Genomic DNA, 15,761 nt, shown 5'->3' with positions numbered 1-15,761 from the left:
CTTTAGTAGAGGGATCGAAAAATGACAACGAATACGGAGAAAATCTTCGCATACTTGGATACATATGCGGAATCAAGTGAAGACGTCTATTTGGAAGCGATCAAACAGGCTTGTGAAAAATGGCTGTCGGGTGCAGACGGTCCTGGCGTTACGGAACCGGTACGGAAAGAAGAAATCCGCCGGGGAATCCAATTGGCCATTCTGAAAGGGATGAAACAGGATGTCCAGCCGCATCATCAGATGACCCCCGACTCGATCGGGATGCTGATGGGACATATGGCCGGCAGATTGCTGCAAGGACAGAAGAATACCAAGATACTGGATCCTGCTGCCGGAACGGGGAATTTGTTGTATACCGTCATGGATGCCATCGGGGCAGGTGTGGCCGCCACGGCCGTGGAGATCGATGACTTGCTCGTCCGATTGGCAGCGGTGACAGCGGAATTGCTCGAGCACCCTGTCAGTTTCTATGTCCAGGATGCGCTGCGGCCTTTGCTCGTCGACCCGGTTGATATGGTCGTTAGCGATCTGCCGGTCGGTTATTATCCGGATGATGACAATGCACTGAATTTTGAGCTTATGCCGTCAGAAGGACATGCGTATGCCCACCATCTGTTTATCGAGCAATCGATGAACCATCTGAAGCCGGGGGGATACGCGTTATTTGTCATCCCGGCAAACTTGTTTGATACGGCTCAAGCATCCGATTTGCATCCTTTCTTGAAGCAGAAAACTGTCATCCTGGCGGTGATCCAGCTCCCCAGCACATTGTTCAAACATGCCGTGCATGAGAAAAGCATACTCGTTTTGCAAAAGCCCGATCCGGAACGGCAGCGGACGTCCGATGTTCTGCTAGCCAAAGTTCCAAATATGACAGACGCAAAAGCGATGTCCCTCTTCCTGCAGAAAATCGATAGCTGGGTAGATGAGGAAGAGGTCCGCTGATAGTGAGCCATTATGCTGATAAGAGGGAGGAAATGGAATGCGTAGCATTTTAGCTGTAAATGCGGGCAGTTCGTCGTTGAAGTTCCAATTGCTTCAGATGCCGGAAGAAAAGGTGGTAGCAATCGGAAGAGTGGAACGGATCGGCTTGCACGACGGAATTTTTCAAATGGAGTCTGACAAGGGAGAAGTCGAAAGGATACTGGACATCCCCGATCATCAAAAAGCTGTATCCCTCTTATTGGAGGCGCTCATCGAGGATCAGATTGTCACTTCGTACGATGAAATCGACGGAATTGGGCATCGGGTTGTTCATGGAGGCGAGGTTTTCAATGACTCCGTATTGATTACGGATGTAGTCGTGGAGAAATTGATGGAGCTCTCCAGCTTGGCGCCACTCCATAATCCTGCCAATATTGTCGGAATTCAAGAATTTAAGAAAGCATTGCCTGACGTTCCGGCAGTTGTCGTATTCGACACCGCTTTTCATCAAACGATGCCGGAAAGCTCTTTTCTCTATCCATTACCTTATGAGTACTACGAAAAATACGGCATCCGGAAATACGGCTTCCATGGAACGAGCCATAAATATGTGACAGAGCGGGCCGCTCAAATCTTAAATAGGCCCCTTCAGGATACGCGCCTTATCTCTTGTCATCTAGGGAACGGTGCTAGTATCGCGGCGGTGGAAGGAGGCAGGTCGCTGGATACATCGATGGGCTTCACCCCGTTGGCGGGTGTGACGATGGGAACCCGTTCCGGTAACATTGACCCGGCCCTTATCCCGTATATCATGGAGCAAACCGGGAAATCCGCTGAGGAAGTGATCGATGTGCTGAACAAGCAATCCGGCATGTTGGCGGTTTCAGGATTTTCCAGCGATTTGCGGGATATTGAGATCGAAGCGACGAAAGGCAATCAGCGCGCACAACTGGCGCTCGACGTATTTGCGGACCGCATTCATAAGTATATCGGTTCCTATGCTGCCAGGATGGGCGGCGTGGACGCCATCCTCTTCACCGCCGGCATCGGGGAGAATAGTACGGTCATCCGCAGTAAAGTGTTGGAAGGCCTGGAGTTCATGGGTGTGTACTTCGACCCGGATTTGAATAAAATCAGAGGGAAAGAAGGCTATCTCAGCTTTCCATACTCTCCTGTAAAAGTGCTTGTGATTCCGACAAATGAAGAAGTGATGATTGCCCGGGATACGGTGCGTGTAGCGGGGCTGGAATAGAAGAAAGGCCGTCCTCCCGACTAAGGGAAGAGGGCCTTTTTTGTTCTTACTCTTCCGGTGTACGGATGACAAGAACGTCGCATTTTGCAGAACGGACGATATTTTCGGAAACGCTGCCGATCAGGAAGCGCTCGACTTTATTAAGCCCGGTTGCTCCGCAGATGATCAGATCCGCATTGACTTTCGTAGACAGGTCACGGGAGATCATTGTTTTCGGAGAGCCGTACTCGACGATCGTATTGACGTTTTTGATGCCGGCTTTTTCAGCTTCCGCTTTGTATTCTGTCAATAATTCTTCCGCAAACTTCTGCGCTCTTTCCGCAATGGACCGATCGTATGCTTCGACAGCCGCATAGGAACGCGTATCGATGATGTTGACAAGGTTCAACGTAGCTTCGTTCCGGCCAGCGATGCCCACCGCTTTTTTGAAAGCCCATTCCGACTCTTTGGAACCGTCCACTGCTACGATAATTTGTTTGTATACCAATGTCATGTTACCCACTCCATCCTATAAATTAATTCTTCTACTTCTCTACTTGGTTTCGACAGAGATTGACTAAATCCTTTTAAAAAAACGAAGATTTTTGTTAAAATTTTACGGAATTGTTACAATGCCCTTCTTCGCATTTGCTATGGATTATTTAGAGATAAGTTTTTTGAAATTAAAGCAATGATATCGAAAATCTGATAAAATTGAAGAAACCGTGACCCGATTCGGATTTAAACGGGCTGCAGGATTGAATATACCTAATTTTAGGAGGAGTCACAATGCTTATTGGAGTTCCAAAAGAGATTAAAAACAACGAGAACCGTGTTGCCATGACACCGGCAGGAGTTTTCAACTTGAAATCGGCAGGTCATGAAGTCCTGATTGAAACAGGAGCAGGTCTTGGTTCGAATTTTACAGACGAAGAATATAAGGAAGCGGGCGCAAAGATTGTCGACACAGGAGCGGAAGCATGGGATGTCGATATGGTGATGAAAGTAAAAGAGCCTTCTCCATCCGAATATGGCTACTTCCGCGAAGGACTGATCCTTTTTACATATTTACACTTGGCGCCTGAATTGGAGTTGACCAAAGCGCTTTTGGATAAAAAAATGATTGGCATTGCTTACGAAACCGTACAGCTCCCGAATAACTCGTTACCGCTTCTTGCACCGATGAGTGAAGTGGCTGGTCGGATGGCTATCCAAATCGGTTCGCAGTATTTGGAAAAAACGAAAGGCGGGAAAGGTATTCTGCTTTCCGGTGTACCTGGTGTCTCCCGCGGGAGCGTGGCCATTATCGGGGGTGGACAAGCTGGGACGAATGCGGCTCGTGTAGCAGTCGGCATGGGAGCGCAAGTCACAGTGCTTGACCTTTCTGTCGAACGGCTTCGTCAATTGGATGACATCTTCGGCAATAGTATTCAAACGCTCGTATCCAATCCTTTCAATATCGCCAAAGTTGTAAAAAATGCGGATGTCGTCATCGGCGCAGTATTGATTCCGGGTGCGAAAGCTCCCACGTTGGTGACGGAAGAAATGGTGAAAGAGATGAAACCAGGATCCGTCATCGTCGATATTGCCATCGACCAAGGCGGAATTTTTGCAACATCCGATCGGGTTACAACACATGACGATCCCGTTTATGTGAAGCACGACGTCGTCCATTACGCAGTTCCAAATATTCCGGGTGCGGTTCCTCAAACTTCCACAGTCGCTTTGACGAATATGACCGTCCCGTATGCGCTGCAAATCGCAAACAAAGGATTCAAGCAAGCGTGTTTGGACAATATTTCGCTCCAAAAAGGCATCAATACGCTGGATGGCTATGTGACGTATCAAGCGGTCGCCGAAGCGCAAGGCCTTGAATACGTGCCGGCCGCAACCTTGTTGGAAGGGTGAGATAGAAAGAAGAGCAATCCATTCTCGGATTGCTCTTTTCGCGTCCTATAAAATGAGGAGCTCCTTTGGAAATTTGGTGAGCACTTCCACGCCATCTGCCGTGACGGCGACGTCGTCTTCGATCCGGACGCCGGCAAGGCCTGGGACATAGATGCCTGGTTCAATGGTGAACACCATTCCTTCGCGCAAAATGAGCTCGTTCGTATCGGTGACGGAAGGGTATTCGTGAATGGAAATACCGAGGCCATGCCCGATCCGGTGGGGAAAGTAGTCGCCATACCCTGCTTCCTCGATGATTTTGCGGGCGGTTTGGTCGACTGTCTTCGCCTGGATGCCGGGGCGGACAATTTCGACGGCGGCTTGCTCCGCTTTTCGTACCGTTTCATAGATGGTGCGCATCTCTGCTGTCGGTTCACCGAAAGCGACGGTCCGTGTGATGTCGGAACAATATCCGTTATAGACGACCCCCAGATCGAACAAGATGAAATCCCCTTGTTGGATTTTGCGTTCCCCCGGTTTTCCGTGGGGAGATGCCGATTTGGGGCCGGAGAGGACCATCGTTTCGAAAGCCATTTTTTCGGCTCCTCTTTTCATCATCTCAAATTCGATTTTCGTTAGGATTTCCAATTCTGTTTTACCTTCCGCAATCTCCTCGCAACCGATTTGGATCGCCAAATCGGCAAGCTCTGCCGCTTTTCTCATGTTGACGAGCTCTTTTTCGCTCTTGATGACCCGCATTTCATTCAAATGCCCATCCAAAGACTTGAATGCTGCGCCGTGAAACAGCTCCTGCATCCGCTCGAATCGGTCCACTGTCAGATGGGACTTTTCAATAGCAATCGTGGATGGGGCTATTCCGCGCTTCCGGACAGAATCCCACAAGACGGCCCAGGCATCTTCCGTATCCGAATAGCCGACAATTTCGTATGGCCAGCCCGCCGCATTGGCATCGGGAACTTCCATTCTGGGACAAATGAGAAAAGGCTCCTCCTCCGGGAATACCATGATGCCCAGCAGCCTTTCATGGGGCTCACTCCGGAAGCCTGACAGATAGAACACATTGTCGGGAGTTGTTATGAATCCCGCCTGCACATTCGCTTCTCTAACATAATTTCGTAAAACATCTACTTGTTTCATCGACATTCTCCACCTTTCGCTAGCCCTATCATAACAAAAAAGAGGACTTTCACGAATCTAGGCGAAATAAGTTCCTGAAGACAAAAAGTTGGAGGGATAGGCGAATGCAAATTTCATACCATGGCCATTCGATTGTTAAAATTGTGACGGGAGGGAAGTCGATTCTGATCGATCCTTTCATCAATGGAAATAAATTGACCGATTTGAAGGTGGAAGAGGAAAAGCCGGACGTCATTTTGCTTACGCATGGACATAATGATCACGTCGGCGATACGGTCGCCATTGCGAAAGCATGTAATGCCCTCGTCGTCGCACCGAATGAATTGGCGAACTATTTGGCGATGGACGGCGTAAAAACACATGGGATGAATATCGGCGGTTCCAAGGAATTCGATTTCGGATCTGTGAAATTTACGAAAGCTTTCCATAGTTCCTCTTACACGACCGAAAATAATGAATTCATCTACACGGGAATGCCGGCAGGGATTTTATTCACAGCGGAAGGGAAGACGATTTATCACGCGGGTGACACTTCGCTGTTCGGGGATATGGAATTGATCGGGAAACGGCATCCGATCGACGTCGCCTTTTTGCCGATCGGCGATAATTTCACGATGGGGCCGGAAGACGCGGCGTATGCTGTCGAATTGCTTCAACCGAAGCTCGCGGTGCCCATCCATTTCAATACATTCCCTCCAATTGAACAAGACCCGGAGGATTTCAAGCGATTGGTGAAAGAGCATGAAGTGAAAGTGATGGCAGTCGGGGAAGCCTTCGAATTGTAAATCATTCGGTCCGGACATCGGCACAGGAATTCCGGACCGGATCTTTTCGTCTGTTTTGTGGTAATATGGTCTGTAAGGCCATCATAGGAAAAAGGTGAAGTATATGTCGACAAAACACGAATTGATATTACGATATATCGAAGGGCTGGATGTAGGCGAGAAAATATCCGTACGCCAGATCGCCCGTGCCCTTTCTGTTAGTGAAGGGACCGCTTACCGTGCCATCAAGGAAGCGGAAAACCAAAAACTCGTCAATACGATTGAACGTGTCGGCACAATCCGTATTGAGAAAAAGAAGAAAGAGAATATTGAACGCCTCACGTTTGCTGAAGTACTCAATATTGTCGACGGATTGGTACTCGGTGGGCGTGGCGGCCTACATAAGACGTTGACAAAATTCGTGATCGGCGCCATGCAATTGGAAGATATGATGCGCTATATCGATGCCGGCAGCCTCCTCATCGTGGGAAACCGGCTGAAAGCACATGAGACGGCTCTCCATGCCGGGGCAGCGGTGTTGATTACCGGAGGATTCGATGCTTCGGACGAAGCGAAGCGATTGGCGGATGAACTGGACCTGCCGATCATTTCCACAAGCTATGACACTTTCACAGTGGCCACGATGCTGAACCGGGCGATCTATGACCAATTGATCGAAAAGGAAATATTGCTCGTCGAAGACATCCTCACGCCGTTGTCAGAAACTGTCACCCTTCAGACGAAAGACAGGGTGACCGACTTCCACGAAGTGAATAATCGGACGTCGCACTCCGGCTATCCCGTTGTCGAAAAAAACGGCAAACTTGTCGGAATCATCACGTCCCGGGACGTCATCGGGAAAGACGATAATGATCTGATCGAGAAAGTCATGACCCGGCATCCGATCACTGTGACAGCCAAAACGAGTGTGGCATCGGCAGGTCATAGCATGATCTGGGAAGGGATCGACCTCATGCCCGTTGTCATGGAATCGGGGGTGCTTGGCGGGATCATCAGTCGGCAGGATGTCCTGAAAGCATTGCAAATGACCCAGCGGCAGCCGCAACAGGGGCAGACGCTGGATGATATTGTCAAAAGTCAGATGAAATCGGTACAAGGTGAACCGGATACGGTTGAATTCACCGTCACTCCACAAATGACGAACCAGTTCGGTTCATTATCCTATGGGGTAATGTCGACGCTGATCAACGAAGCGGGAAATCGCGCGATTAAAATACACAAACGGGGGGAGAGTGTCCCGGAGAATATGACGCTCTATTTCCTGAAGCATATCCAGCTCGGAAGCACGGTCTTCGTTGAACCGCGTCTCCTGCAAATGAGCCGCCGCTTCGTCAAAGTCGATTTCGATATTATGGCGGAAGGGGAACTCGCAGCAAAAGCGATGATCATGTACCAATTGTTTGAGCGTTGATGGAAAGAACAAAAAAACTGACGCTGGCAGGCATCAGTTTTCGTTCAATTTTGTTTCTTCATCGACAAACGATCTATAATGTTTATAGGCTTTATAATTGAAAATCAGTACATACGCGCCGAACAAAATGAAGATGGCCGCGATGACATATGTAGTGATTCCATCGAACAGGATGATCTGGTTGATTCCGAAGGATACTAATAATCCGCCGAGGGAAGCTCCCGCCATACTGGCGTACATCTTCTTTCGAATCGGAAATATTTGTCTTGTCCGGAACTGCCGCGTCTTGAAATAAAAATAAAAGACCCCGGAAGCAATGATCAAAAACACGAATATGAAATTTAAATTTGAACCTAACATGAAAGCCCTCCATTAACAGAACTTCTTCTATTGTAGCGGCTTTTCAAGAGGATTGCGACTGCATCCCATTATTTATCGGAGGAATTGGCCTATGAAAAGACAAATCATCGACACAATTGAGAAATACGAAAAAATCATTATTCTCCGCCATGTCCGTCCCGACCCGGACGCATACGGATCACAATTTGGTTTGAAAGAGTTGATCCAACATAATTATCCATCGAAGAAGGTGTATGCGGGAGGGAATCATGATGAATCGCTATCCTTTTTAGCAACTCCGGATTCGATTGAACAATCCGATTTTGAAGACGCCCTGGTCATTGTCACGGACACAGGGAATACGGAACGCATCGACAGCGAGTTTTACAAAGATGGCGTTTTTCTGTTGAAGATTGACCACCATCCGGATGTGGATACATATGGCGATATGAGATGGGTCGATACGAATGCGAGCTCCACTTCCGAAATGATTGCCCGCCTATTCGATGAAGGCCGTCAGTACAAAGGGTGGACGATGAATGATGCAGTCGCCCGATATTTATTTGCGGGGATTGTAGGAGATACGGGACGATTCATGTTCCCGAGCACGACAGAGAAGACCTTCCATATTGCAAGTGAGCTAATCCAATATAATTTTGACCGTCCGGCCTTATTTGCGGGAATGTACGAAGTGAGCCGTGAACTTCTGCAATTGAAAGGGTATATTTATCAAAACTTTGAAATGGATGAAAACGGCTGTGCCTTCATTAAGCTGAATCAAACCATTTTGGAGAAGTTTCGTGTGACGGTTTCGGAAACTTCGCAACTGGTCGGGATTTTAGGTGATGTCAAAGGGATTTGTGCCTGGGTCATCTTCATCGAAGAGGACGATCAAATCCGGGTGCGCCTCCGCTCCAAAGGCCCGGTCATCAATCAATTGGCCGCCCGTTATGGAGGCGGGGGGCATCCGCTTGCTGCCGGCGCTTCTGTCCATACATGGGAAGAGGCGGATGAGGTGATCCGGGATCTGAAAGGATTATGTAAATAAGGAGGGGTCTTTTTGACACTGGTCTACCCTCAAATCGTATCTGGCGCGGATCTCCTCCGCGGCATCATAAAGCTTGATCGGCTGGCCCCGCTTCTCCAACGAAGAGGGGCCACCTCTGTTGGGCTCGTCAATTCCAAATTATACGGGGTCCGCTCCTTTTATAAGACGATGGTAAAATACGGGATCCATCCCGTTATCGGGCTAACCGTCAAATTGCAGATCAACGAAAATGAGACTGTGCTGCTGTATGTCTATGCGAAAGACGACAGCGGCTTCCATAACTTGATGAAAATGAGCAGCGCCATTTCCATCCGGGAAGATGAAGTGCTGCCGATGCAATGGCTGCAAGCTTATCACGCCGGTTTGGTCATCGTCTGCCCGATGACGGATCCGTCATGGGAGGAATCCGGCACGACTGAACGGGTCCTGTCGATAACAGAAGTTTGCAAGCAGGCAACAGTTCTCGTCGGGATTGCCCGGCCAGGCGGTGGACGGCATCCGGCTGAAGCGGAAATAGAGTCGATTGCCGCAGCGGTCGGCTTATCCATTGTCGCTTGTCATGAGTCCCGCTATATCGCCCGGGATGATGCGTTTGCTTATGAAGCGGCAGTTGCCATTCGGAACGGCCATAAGTTGAATGATCCAAGGCGAACTGGAAACGAAATCCGGGAGGCCTATTTGCCGGAACAGGAAGAATTCCAGCAATGGTTTGCCGATCGGCCGGACTGGTTGGCCAATTGTACTCAAATGCTTCTTTCTTGCAAGGCGGGCCTGCCATCGACGCAGATGTTGATGCCTGCGTTTCCTTTGCCGGAAGGCGAAACGGCGGTTTCCCGATTGGAACGGAATGTTATGGCAGGATTGGAAAAACGTTTGGGTATGGTGGAGCCTGCCTACTTGGATCGTCTCCGTTATGAGGTGCAGGTCATTCACGAAATGGGCTATGCCGACTATTTCTTGATAGTGGAAGACTTTATGCGGTTTGCGGCGGAAAATGGAATTCTGACAGGTCCGGGAAGGGGCTCTTCCGCTGGATCGTTGGTTGCATTTGCCCTTGGAATCACCGATGTCGACCCGATCCGCTATGGGCTTATTTTTGAACGGTTCTTGAACCCGGGCCGTATTACGATGCCTGATATAGACATCGATTTTGCAGACCATCGCCGATCGGAGGTCATTGCCTACGTCGCCCGGAAATACGGCACGTCGCATGTAGCCCAAATCATTACATTCGGCACGCTTTCATCCAAAGCGGTGGCTCGGGACGTGGCGCGGGTTTTTGATTTTTCCAATGAAGAAATGGCCTTCATTTCGCGGAACATCCAAGGAAGCTCGAGACAGACCTTGAACGATGCGATTGCCAAATCCAGCGCATTGCGGGATTGGATCAGCTTGGACCCGATCCGCGGCAAATGGCTGGAAGTCGCCTCGATGCTGGAAGGGTTGCCAAGGAATGCGTCGACCCATGCCGCAGGTGTCATCTTATCGCCCGATCCACTTGTGGAAAGGGTCCCGCTGCAGCAAGGCGGAGATGGAATTTATCTTACTCAATGGTCGATGGGGGATGTAGAGGAACAAGGTCTCTTGAAGATGGATTTCCTCGGCTTGCGGAATTTGACGCTCCTGGATCGGATCCGTTCCATGATCGCCTTTGATAAAGGGGTCCATATCGCTTTCGAAAAAATACCTCTCGATGACGAAAAGACTTTCGAGCTGTTCAGGAACGGGGATACAACAGGCATTTTCCAGTTCGAATCCGATGGGATGAGGGATGCGTTGCGCCTAATCCGACCAACCCGGTTCGAGGATTTGTTTGCGGTCAACGCTTTATATCGTCCCGGTCCGATGGAGAATATCCCTTTGTACAGCAGAAGGAAAAACGGACAGGAACAAGTGGATTATATACATCCCGCATTGGAACCGGTCTTGAAGGAGACTTATGGAGTCATCGTCTATCAGGAGCAGATCATGCAAATCGCTTATCGTGTGGCTGGATATACGATGGCGGAAGCGGATCTGCTTCGGCGGGCGATTAGTAAAAAGAATAGGGAAGTGTTAAAGGAGGAACGGGGCCGGTTTGTCGGACGCGCCATGGAGAAAGGGTTTCCGGAAGCAGCCGGTCAGGCAGTCTACGATCTCATCGTCAAATTCGCCGATTACGGTTTCCCGAAAAGTCATGCCGTTGCCTATTCATTGATATCCTATCGGCTTGCCTTTTTGAAGGCGAATGAACCCGCCTACTTTTTCGCGGCAATGCTGTCCTCAGTCACCGGCAGTCCGGAAAAGACGATGGAACTGATGCGGGAGGCCGAGGCAAGGGGGATTTCCATCCTGCCTCCTTCGGTTCTGCATAGCAAATACCAACACACGGTGGAACAGGGACAAATCCGGATCGGCCTTTGTGCAGTGAAGGGTATCACCCCATCGTTCTATAAAATGTTCCATGAAGCAAGAAAGTCGAGCGAACGCTGGAAGACGATGTTCGATATGGCCGCCGCTTTGGGAAGCGATCTGTTTAAGGAAAAAACGATAACTCCGCTCATCAAAGCGGGAGCGCTCGATGAATTCGGCCAATCCCGGGAGGTGCTTCTTGCGTCGATCGATGCCGCCATTTCTCATGCTCTCTTCATCCAACCTGACGGGGAAGACGATTTTTTGAGCACCATCATGCCGTCCTTGGCGAATCCGAAATATTCCCCGGGCGGGACGATGCCGCGCATGCTGATGTTGGAGTACGAGCGTGAAGTGCTCGGATTTTATCTCTCCGACCATCCCGCATTGGAGTGGAAAAGAAAGACTGCTGAAAAATGGAATGATATATCTGCGGTTCGGCAGCTGGCCGACAAATCCGACGTATCGATCATCGGTCTGTTGACGAATGTAAAGCGGATTCGTACGAAAAAAGGGGAGGCGATGGCATTCCTGGAAATACAGGATGACACAGGAACCATCTCTTGCACTGTCTTCCCCCAACAATATTCTTCCTTCAATGCACTTCTCGACGAAATGACACTCGTTCACGCGACAGGGAATATGGAATGGCGAAACGGAAAATCGCAAATTATCATCAGGCAAATCCAAGTTTGTTAATGGGCTATCCGGAATGGATAGTCTTTTTGGGTTAAGGGGATTGTTCCGAGAGAGCCCTGACAGTTTTCCGATTCGCCCTTACAGTTAGCCGGGTTACCATGAAAATTATCGGGGTCCAGGCAGTTTCCTGTTAACCCCGACTGTTCCTCGCAAATCCACCTCTCACTTTTCCCTTCATTTCTTTCGGGGGATTCCATGTTTCGCTTTACGTGCCAATCGCTTTTCTGTATGCTAGAGAAAGAAGTGGTCTGACCACTGTTTGATTATTGATTGTAAGGGGCAGGGGAATGCAGAATTCAAAACCATCTTCCAAAATGTTTCTCGACATTGTGGGTAAACTGAAGACATTGATTAATGAAGAGGGCATTAGAACGGGTGGGAAACTGCCATCGGAACGGGAGCTCGCGGAGAGGTTGCAGGCGGGCAGGTCCACTGTCCGGGAAGCCTTGCGCAGTTTGGAACTGTTGGGCCTGATCGAGACACGTCGCGGGGAAGGTACATTCCTCGCAGATTTCAAGAAACATCAAATGGTTGAAGTGTTATCTGCTTTTATCATGCAGCAGCCAGGTTCCCTTCATGACGTGAAGAAAACGAGAAGAATCCATGAGACCGCTGCCCTATCAGCTATATGCCGAGAAGAAAAACTGCGTCGGATGCCGGTATGGGAAGGATTGCTTCTTAAGATGAATGAGACAGGAGCAGTCCTGCGAGAAGATGTCATCCGTGAAATCATTGTAGCAGCCGGCAATCGGCTTTCATTGAAAATCTGGTTTTTATTGAAACAATATAGTATGGTTCCCTTTGGGGAAATGACCGATTTTGAGGAAAATCGGATAATTGGTGCTATGTTGAGAAGTTTGCAAGAAGGATTTGAAGCGGAGACGATAGAATCATACGAACAATGGATTGAACGAGTCGAGGGGGAATAATATATGATCCGTGATATATTTACGAAAAACAAAAAGAAACGAGCAACGACGATTCCGTCCAACGATGCGAAAAACGACGTCCCGGAAGGCCTGATGACGAAGTGTCCGGATTGTAAACACATCATCCTGACCAAAGACCTGTTGAAGTCGCATAAAGTTTGTACGAACTGCGATCACCATTTTAAAATGACTGCACAGGAACGGGTGGAAAGCCTGTTCGATGAAGGCACTTTCCAATCGATGGACGATCATCTGAAAACGGAGAACCCGCTCCATTTTCCGTCATATACGGAAAAGGTCGAGTCGGATGCGAAGAAAACAGGCTTGAACGAAGCCGTCCTGACTGGAGTCGGAGAAGTGGAAGGCCAGAAAATAGCGGTCGCCATTATGGATGCCCATTTCCGGATGGGTTCCATGGGATCAGTAGTTGGGGAGAAGATTACGAGGGCTGTCGAAAAAGCGACAGAGCTCGGCATCCCGATGATCATCTTTTCAGCGAGTGGCGGAGCCCGGATGCAAGAAGGGGTATTATCACTCATGCAGATGGCTAAGACGAGTGTCGCGCTCAATCGTCATTCTGAAAAGGGGCTTCTCTATATCTCAGTCATGACGTACCCGACTACAGGCGGCGTGTCGGCAAGTTTTGCTTCCGTCGGGGACATCAATATAGCCGAACCGAAAGCGCTCATCGGGTTTGCGGGCAGACGGGTAATTGAGCAGACCGTCCGGGAGAAACTACCGGAAAACTTTCAAACGGCCGAATTCCTTCTCGATCATGGCCAAGTGGATGCCGTCATCCATCGTGCCGAATTAAGGGATTCCATCGCTAAAATCGTACGTCTTCACGTGAAGGGGGCAGCAGCTCAATGAGTAAAACGATGACATTTGAAGAACCGATAGTGACATTACGCGAAAAAATCAAAGAGCTGGAAGAGTTCACTTCGACGAACGAAGTCGATTTGACGGATGAAATCATGACATTGAAAAACCGATTGAAAAATTTGGAGACCGAGATTTATGGCAATATGGAGCCTTGGGATCGCGTGCAAGTGGCGAGACATCCAGGACGGCCGACTACATTGGACTATATCAATGAATTATTCGAGGATTTCCTCCTGCTCCACGGGGATCGTACATTCGGTGACGATGATGCGATTGTTGGCGGGATTGCAGCTTTTGAAGCGAGGCCGGTAACGGTAATCGGCCATCAGCGAGGCAAGGACACGAAGGAGAATGTGAAACGCAACTTCGGCATGCCCCATCCGGAAGGGTACCGGAAAGCGTTGCGGCTAATGAAACAAGCTGAAAAATTCAATCGCCCCGTCATTTGTTTTATTGACACAAAAGGGGCTTACCCAGGGAAAGCAGCGGAAGAACGCGGTCAAAGCGAGGCCATTGCCCGCAACCTAGTGGAAATGGCGGGGTTGACAGTCCCGGTCATTTCGGTTGTCATCGGTGAAGGCGGAAGCGGCGGTGCCTTGGCGCTAGGCGTCTCTAACCATATCCATATGTTGGAGCACTCCACGTATTCGGTCATTTCTCCGGAAGGGGCGGCTTCCATCCTATGGAAAGATGCATCCCTTGCAAAACAGGCGGCAGAAGCGATGAAAATTACAGCGCCTGATTTAAAAGAGATGGGAATCATCGATGAAATCATCCCGGAAGTGTTAGGCGGGGCCCATCGCGATATAAAAGAACAGGCGATGCAGATCGGCAACGCTATCCGCAGGTCTTTGGAGAAGCTGATGGAGTTGGATGGAGCGGAACTTGTTGAAGACCGCTATGAAAAATTCCGCGAAATTGGCGTATTTACCGAATAGGGAAAAAGATGCGGGTGGCCCCCTCCCGCATCTTTTCCTGTTTCACCGCCATTTGAAGTAAGGGATTGGAATATTACATACTTGAGGTGACAAGGTTATGAGGAAGATTGCCGTACTGACGAGCGGCGGAGATGCGCCGGGAATGAATGCAGCCGTGCGGGCAGTTGTCCGGAAGGCGATTTTTGAAGGCTTGGAAGTTGCCGGAGTGTTCAATGGCTACCAAGGTTTGATTGAAGGGAAAATTGAATTGTTGCAATTGGGGTCTGTAGGGGACATTATCCAGCGGGGTGGTACGATGCTCCGTTCGGCACGCTGCCCTGAGTTTAAGACTCCGGAAGGCCGGGAGAAGGCGATGCACCAATTGAAATTGAATGGAATCGATGGTCTGGTGGTAATCGGCGGGGACGGATCTTTTAGAGGGGCATTGGAGCTTTCGGCACTCGGCATGCCCTGTGTTTGTGTTCCGGCCACAATCGATAATGATATCGAAGGCACTCAATTCACGATAGGATTTGACACGGCCTTGAATACGATCATTGATGCCATCGATAAAATCCGGGATACTGCCACCTCACATGAACGGACGTTCATCGTCGAAGTGATGGGCCGGGATGCCGGTGATCTTGCTTTGTGGGCAGGCCTTGCCGGAGGGGCGGAAACGATACTTGTCCCTGAAGAGGATTTCCAGTTGTCCGATATTATCGAGCGGTTGAAGAGCGGAAGCGGACGAGGAAAGAAGCATAGTATCATCATCGTGGCGGAGGGTGTCATGAAAGCCGAAGATCTCGCGTTGCAATTAAAGAACGAAGCGGAAATTGAGACGCGGGTCTCCGTTCTGGGCCATATCCAAAGGGGCGGCTCGCCATCCGGCCAAGATCGGGTCCTCGCCAGCCAATTCGGGGCGAGAGCGGTCGAAGTATTAAAAGAAGGTCGAGGAAGCATTGCGATTGGCATGCAAAATCGCCAAGTGGTAGACTATGACTTGAAAGAAGTCTTCGACAGAAAAGGCAATCCGCCAATGGAAATGATCCAACTTTCGAAAGAACTCTCCATTTAAAATAATGGTTTACAACCAAAATCTGTTCTTGCGAATTCCTGGCGTATTCTTTGTTCAGGATTGGAGCGGAAAACGTCCGCTT

General features: G+C 49.4%; 14 protein-coding genes. 11 read left to right on the top strand and 3 right to left on the bottom strand.

From position 1 onward, the window contains the following. Positions 1 to 21: 21 nt before the first annotated feature. Both OXB_RS16360 and OXB_RS16355 read left to right on the top strand, forming a co-directional pair. A complete protein-coding gene (locus OXB_RS16360) occupies positions 22 to 945 on the top strand; it encodes a class I SAM-dependent methyltransferase (RefSeq protein WP_041075574.1) in 924 nt (307 codons plus the stop codon). A 37-nt stretch (positions 946 to 982) separates the two neighbouring features. Further along, a complete protein-coding gene (locus OXB_RS16355; protein ID WP_041075572.1) occupies positions 983 to 2,176 on the top strand; it encodes an acetate kinase in 1,194 nt (397 codons plus the stop codon). A 46-nt stretch (positions 2,177 to 2,222) separates the two neighbouring features. On the opposite strand, the gene OXB_RS16350 is transcribed toward OXB_RS16355, so the two are convergent. Further along, positions 2,223 to 2,669 carry a universal stress protein gene (locus OXB_RS16350; RefSeq protein WP_041075570.1) on the bottom strand — a complete coding sequence of 149 codons (447 nt, stop codon included), beginning with the start codon at positions 2,667 to 2,669 and terminating at the stop codon, positions 2,223 to 2,225. 275 nt (positions 2,670 to 2,944) lie between these two features. Here OXB_RS16350 and ald point away from each other — a divergent pair, with 275 nt between their 5' ends. Continuing rightward, the gene (ald, locus tag OXB_RS16345) at positions 2,945 to 4,063 is read left to right on the top strand and encodes an alanine dehydrogenase (RefSeq protein WP_041075568.1); all 1,119 of its coding nucleotides are present in this window, start codon (positions 2,945 to 2,947) and stop codon (positions 4,061 to 4,063) included. A 45-nt stretch (positions 4,064 to 4,108) separates the two neighbouring features. On the opposite strand, the gene OXB_RS16340 is transcribed toward ald, so the two are convergent. Beyond that, complete coding sequence (locus tag OXB_RS16340) at positions 4,109 to 5,200, bottom strand: M24 family metallopeptidase (RefSeq protein ID WP_041075566.1); 1,092 nt, start codon at positions 5,198 to 5,200, stop codon at positions 4,109 to 4,111. 104 nt (positions 5,201 to 5,304) lie between these two features. Between OXB_RS16340 and OXB_RS16335 the strand changes: the two genes are divergently transcribed. Next, positions 5,305 to 5,985 (top strand): metal-dependent hydrolase, encoded by a 681-nt coding sequence (locus OXB_RS16335; protein ID WP_041075564.1) that lies wholly within the window; start codon positions 5,305 to 5,307, stop codon positions 5,983 to 5,985. A gap of 103 nt (positions 5,986 to 6,088) precedes the next feature. Beyond that, entirely contained in the window at positions 6,089 to 7,396 is a 1,308-nt protein-coding gene (locus tag OXB_RS16330) for a DRTGG domain-containing protein (RefSeq protein ID WP_041075561.1), read from the top strand. Positions 7,397 to 7,429: 33 nt separating this feature from the next. Here OXB_RS16330 and OXB_RS16325 read toward each other — a convergent pair whose 3' ends face one another. After that, the gene (locus OXB_RS16325; protein WP_041075558.1) at positions 7,430 to 7,756 is read right to left on the bottom strand and encodes a YtpI family protein; all 327 of its coding nucleotides are present in this window, start codon (positions 7,754 to 7,756) and stop codon (positions 7,430 to 7,432) included. 91 nt (positions 7,757 to 7,847) lie between these two features. Here OXB_RS16325 and OXB_RS16320 point away from each other — a divergent pair, with 91 nt between their 5' ends. The 6 genes from OXB_RS16320 (at position 7,848) to pfkA (ending at position 15,679) form a co-directional block, all read left to right on the top strand. After that, on the top strand, positions 7,848 to 8,783 hold the full coding sequence (locus OXB_RS16320; RefSeq protein WP_041075556.1) for a DHH family phosphoesterase: 936 nt from the start codon (positions 7,848 to 7,850) through the stop codon (positions 8,781 to 8,783). Between the two features lie 12 nt (positions 8,784 to 8,795). After that, entirely contained in the window at positions 8,796 to 11,873 is a 3,078-nt protein-coding gene (locus OXB_RS16315) for a DNA polymerase III subunit alpha (protein WP_041075553.1), read from the top strand. Between the two features lie 287 nt (positions 11,874 to 12,160). After that, positions 12,161 to 12,802, top strand: a complete 642-nt coding sequence (locus OXB_RS16310; protein WP_041075551.1) for a FadR/GntR family transcriptional regulator — start codon at positions 12,161 to 12,163, stop codon at positions 12,800 to 12,802. A gap of 3 nt (positions 12,803 to 12,805) precedes the next feature. Next, positions 12,806 to 13,672, top strand: a complete 867-nt coding sequence (gene accD, locus OXB_RS16305; RefSeq protein ID WP_041075549.1) for an acetyl-CoA carboxylase, carboxyltransferase subunit beta — start codon at positions 12,806 to 12,808, stop codon at positions 13,670 to 13,672. Continuing rightward, positions 13,669 to 14,622, top strand: coding sequence for an acetyl-CoA carboxylase carboxyltransferase subunit alpha (locus OXB_RS16300; RefSeq protein ID WP_041075547.1), 954 nt, complete (start codon positions 13,669 to 13,671; stop codon positions 14,620 to 14,622). The genes accD and OXB_RS16300 overlap by 4 nt, the downstream gene beginning before the upstream one ends. Positions 14,623 to 14,719: 97 nt before the next feature. After that, positions 14,720 to 15,679 carry a 6-phosphofructokinase gene (pfkA, locus tag OXB_RS16295; protein ID WP_041075545.1) on the top strand — a complete coding sequence of 320 codons (960 nt, stop codon included), beginning with the start codon at positions 14,720 to 14,722 and terminating at the stop codon, positions 15,677 to 15,679. Positions 15,680 to 15,761 lie beyond the last annotated feature (82 nt).

The sequence above is a fragment of the Bacillus sp. OxB-1 genome (genome assembly GCF_000829195.1).
GTDB lineage: Bacteria > Bacillota > Bacilli > Bacillales_A > Planococcaceae > Sporosarcina.
Note: the sequence above shows the minus strand (reverse complement) of the source record. Positions and strands in the feature narration are given on the sequence as shown.

Coding starts and splice junctions, on each gene's coding strand:
- OXB_RS16320 (WP_041075556.1), top strand. CDS start 7,848: ATGAAAAGACAAATCATCGACACAATTGAGAAATACGAAAAAATCATT.
- OXB_RS16325 (WP_041075558.1), bottom strand. CDS start 7,756: ATGTTAGGTTCAAATTTAAATTTCATATTCGTGTTTTTGATCATTGCT.
- accD (WP_041075549.1), top strand. CDS start 12,806: ATGATCCGTGATATATTTACGAAAAACAAAAAGAAACGAGCAACGACG.
- ald (WP_041075568.1), top strand. CDS start 2,945: ATGCTTATTGGAGTTCCAAAAGAGATTAAAAACAACGAGAACCGTGTT.
- OXB_RS16300 (WP_041075547.1), top strand. CDS start 13,669: ATGAGTAAAACGATGACATTTGAAGAACCGATAGTGACATTACGCGAA.
- OXB_RS16350 (WP_041075570.1), bottom strand. CDS start 2,669: ATGACATTGGTATACAAACAAATTATCGTAGCAGTGGACGGTTCCAAA.
- OXB_RS16335 (WP_041075564.1), top strand. CDS start 5,305: ATGCAAATTTCATACCATGGCCATTCGATTGTTAAAATTGTGACGGGA.
- OXB_RS16360 (WP_041075574.1), top strand. CDS start 22: ATGACAACGAATACGGAGAAAATCTTCGCATACTTGGATACATATGCG.
- OXB_RS16330 (WP_041075561.1), top strand. CDS start 6,089: ATGTCGACAAAACACGAATTGATATTACGATATATCGAAGGGCTGGAT.
- OXB_RS16340 (WP_041075566.1), bottom strand. CDS start 5,200: ATGAAACAAGTAGATGTTTTACGAAATTATGTTAGAGAAGCGAATGTG.
- pfkA (WP_041075545.1), top strand. CDS start 14,720: ATGAGGAAGATTGCCGTACTGACGAGCGGCGGAGATGCGCCGGGAATG.
- OXB_RS16355 (WP_041075572.1), top strand. CDS start 983: ATGCGTAGCATTTTAGCTGTAAATGCGGGCAGTTCGTCGTTGAAGTTC.
- OXB_RS16310 (WP_041075551.1), top strand. CDS start 12,161: ATGCAGAATTCAAAACCATCTTCCAAAATGTTTCTCGACATTGTGGGT.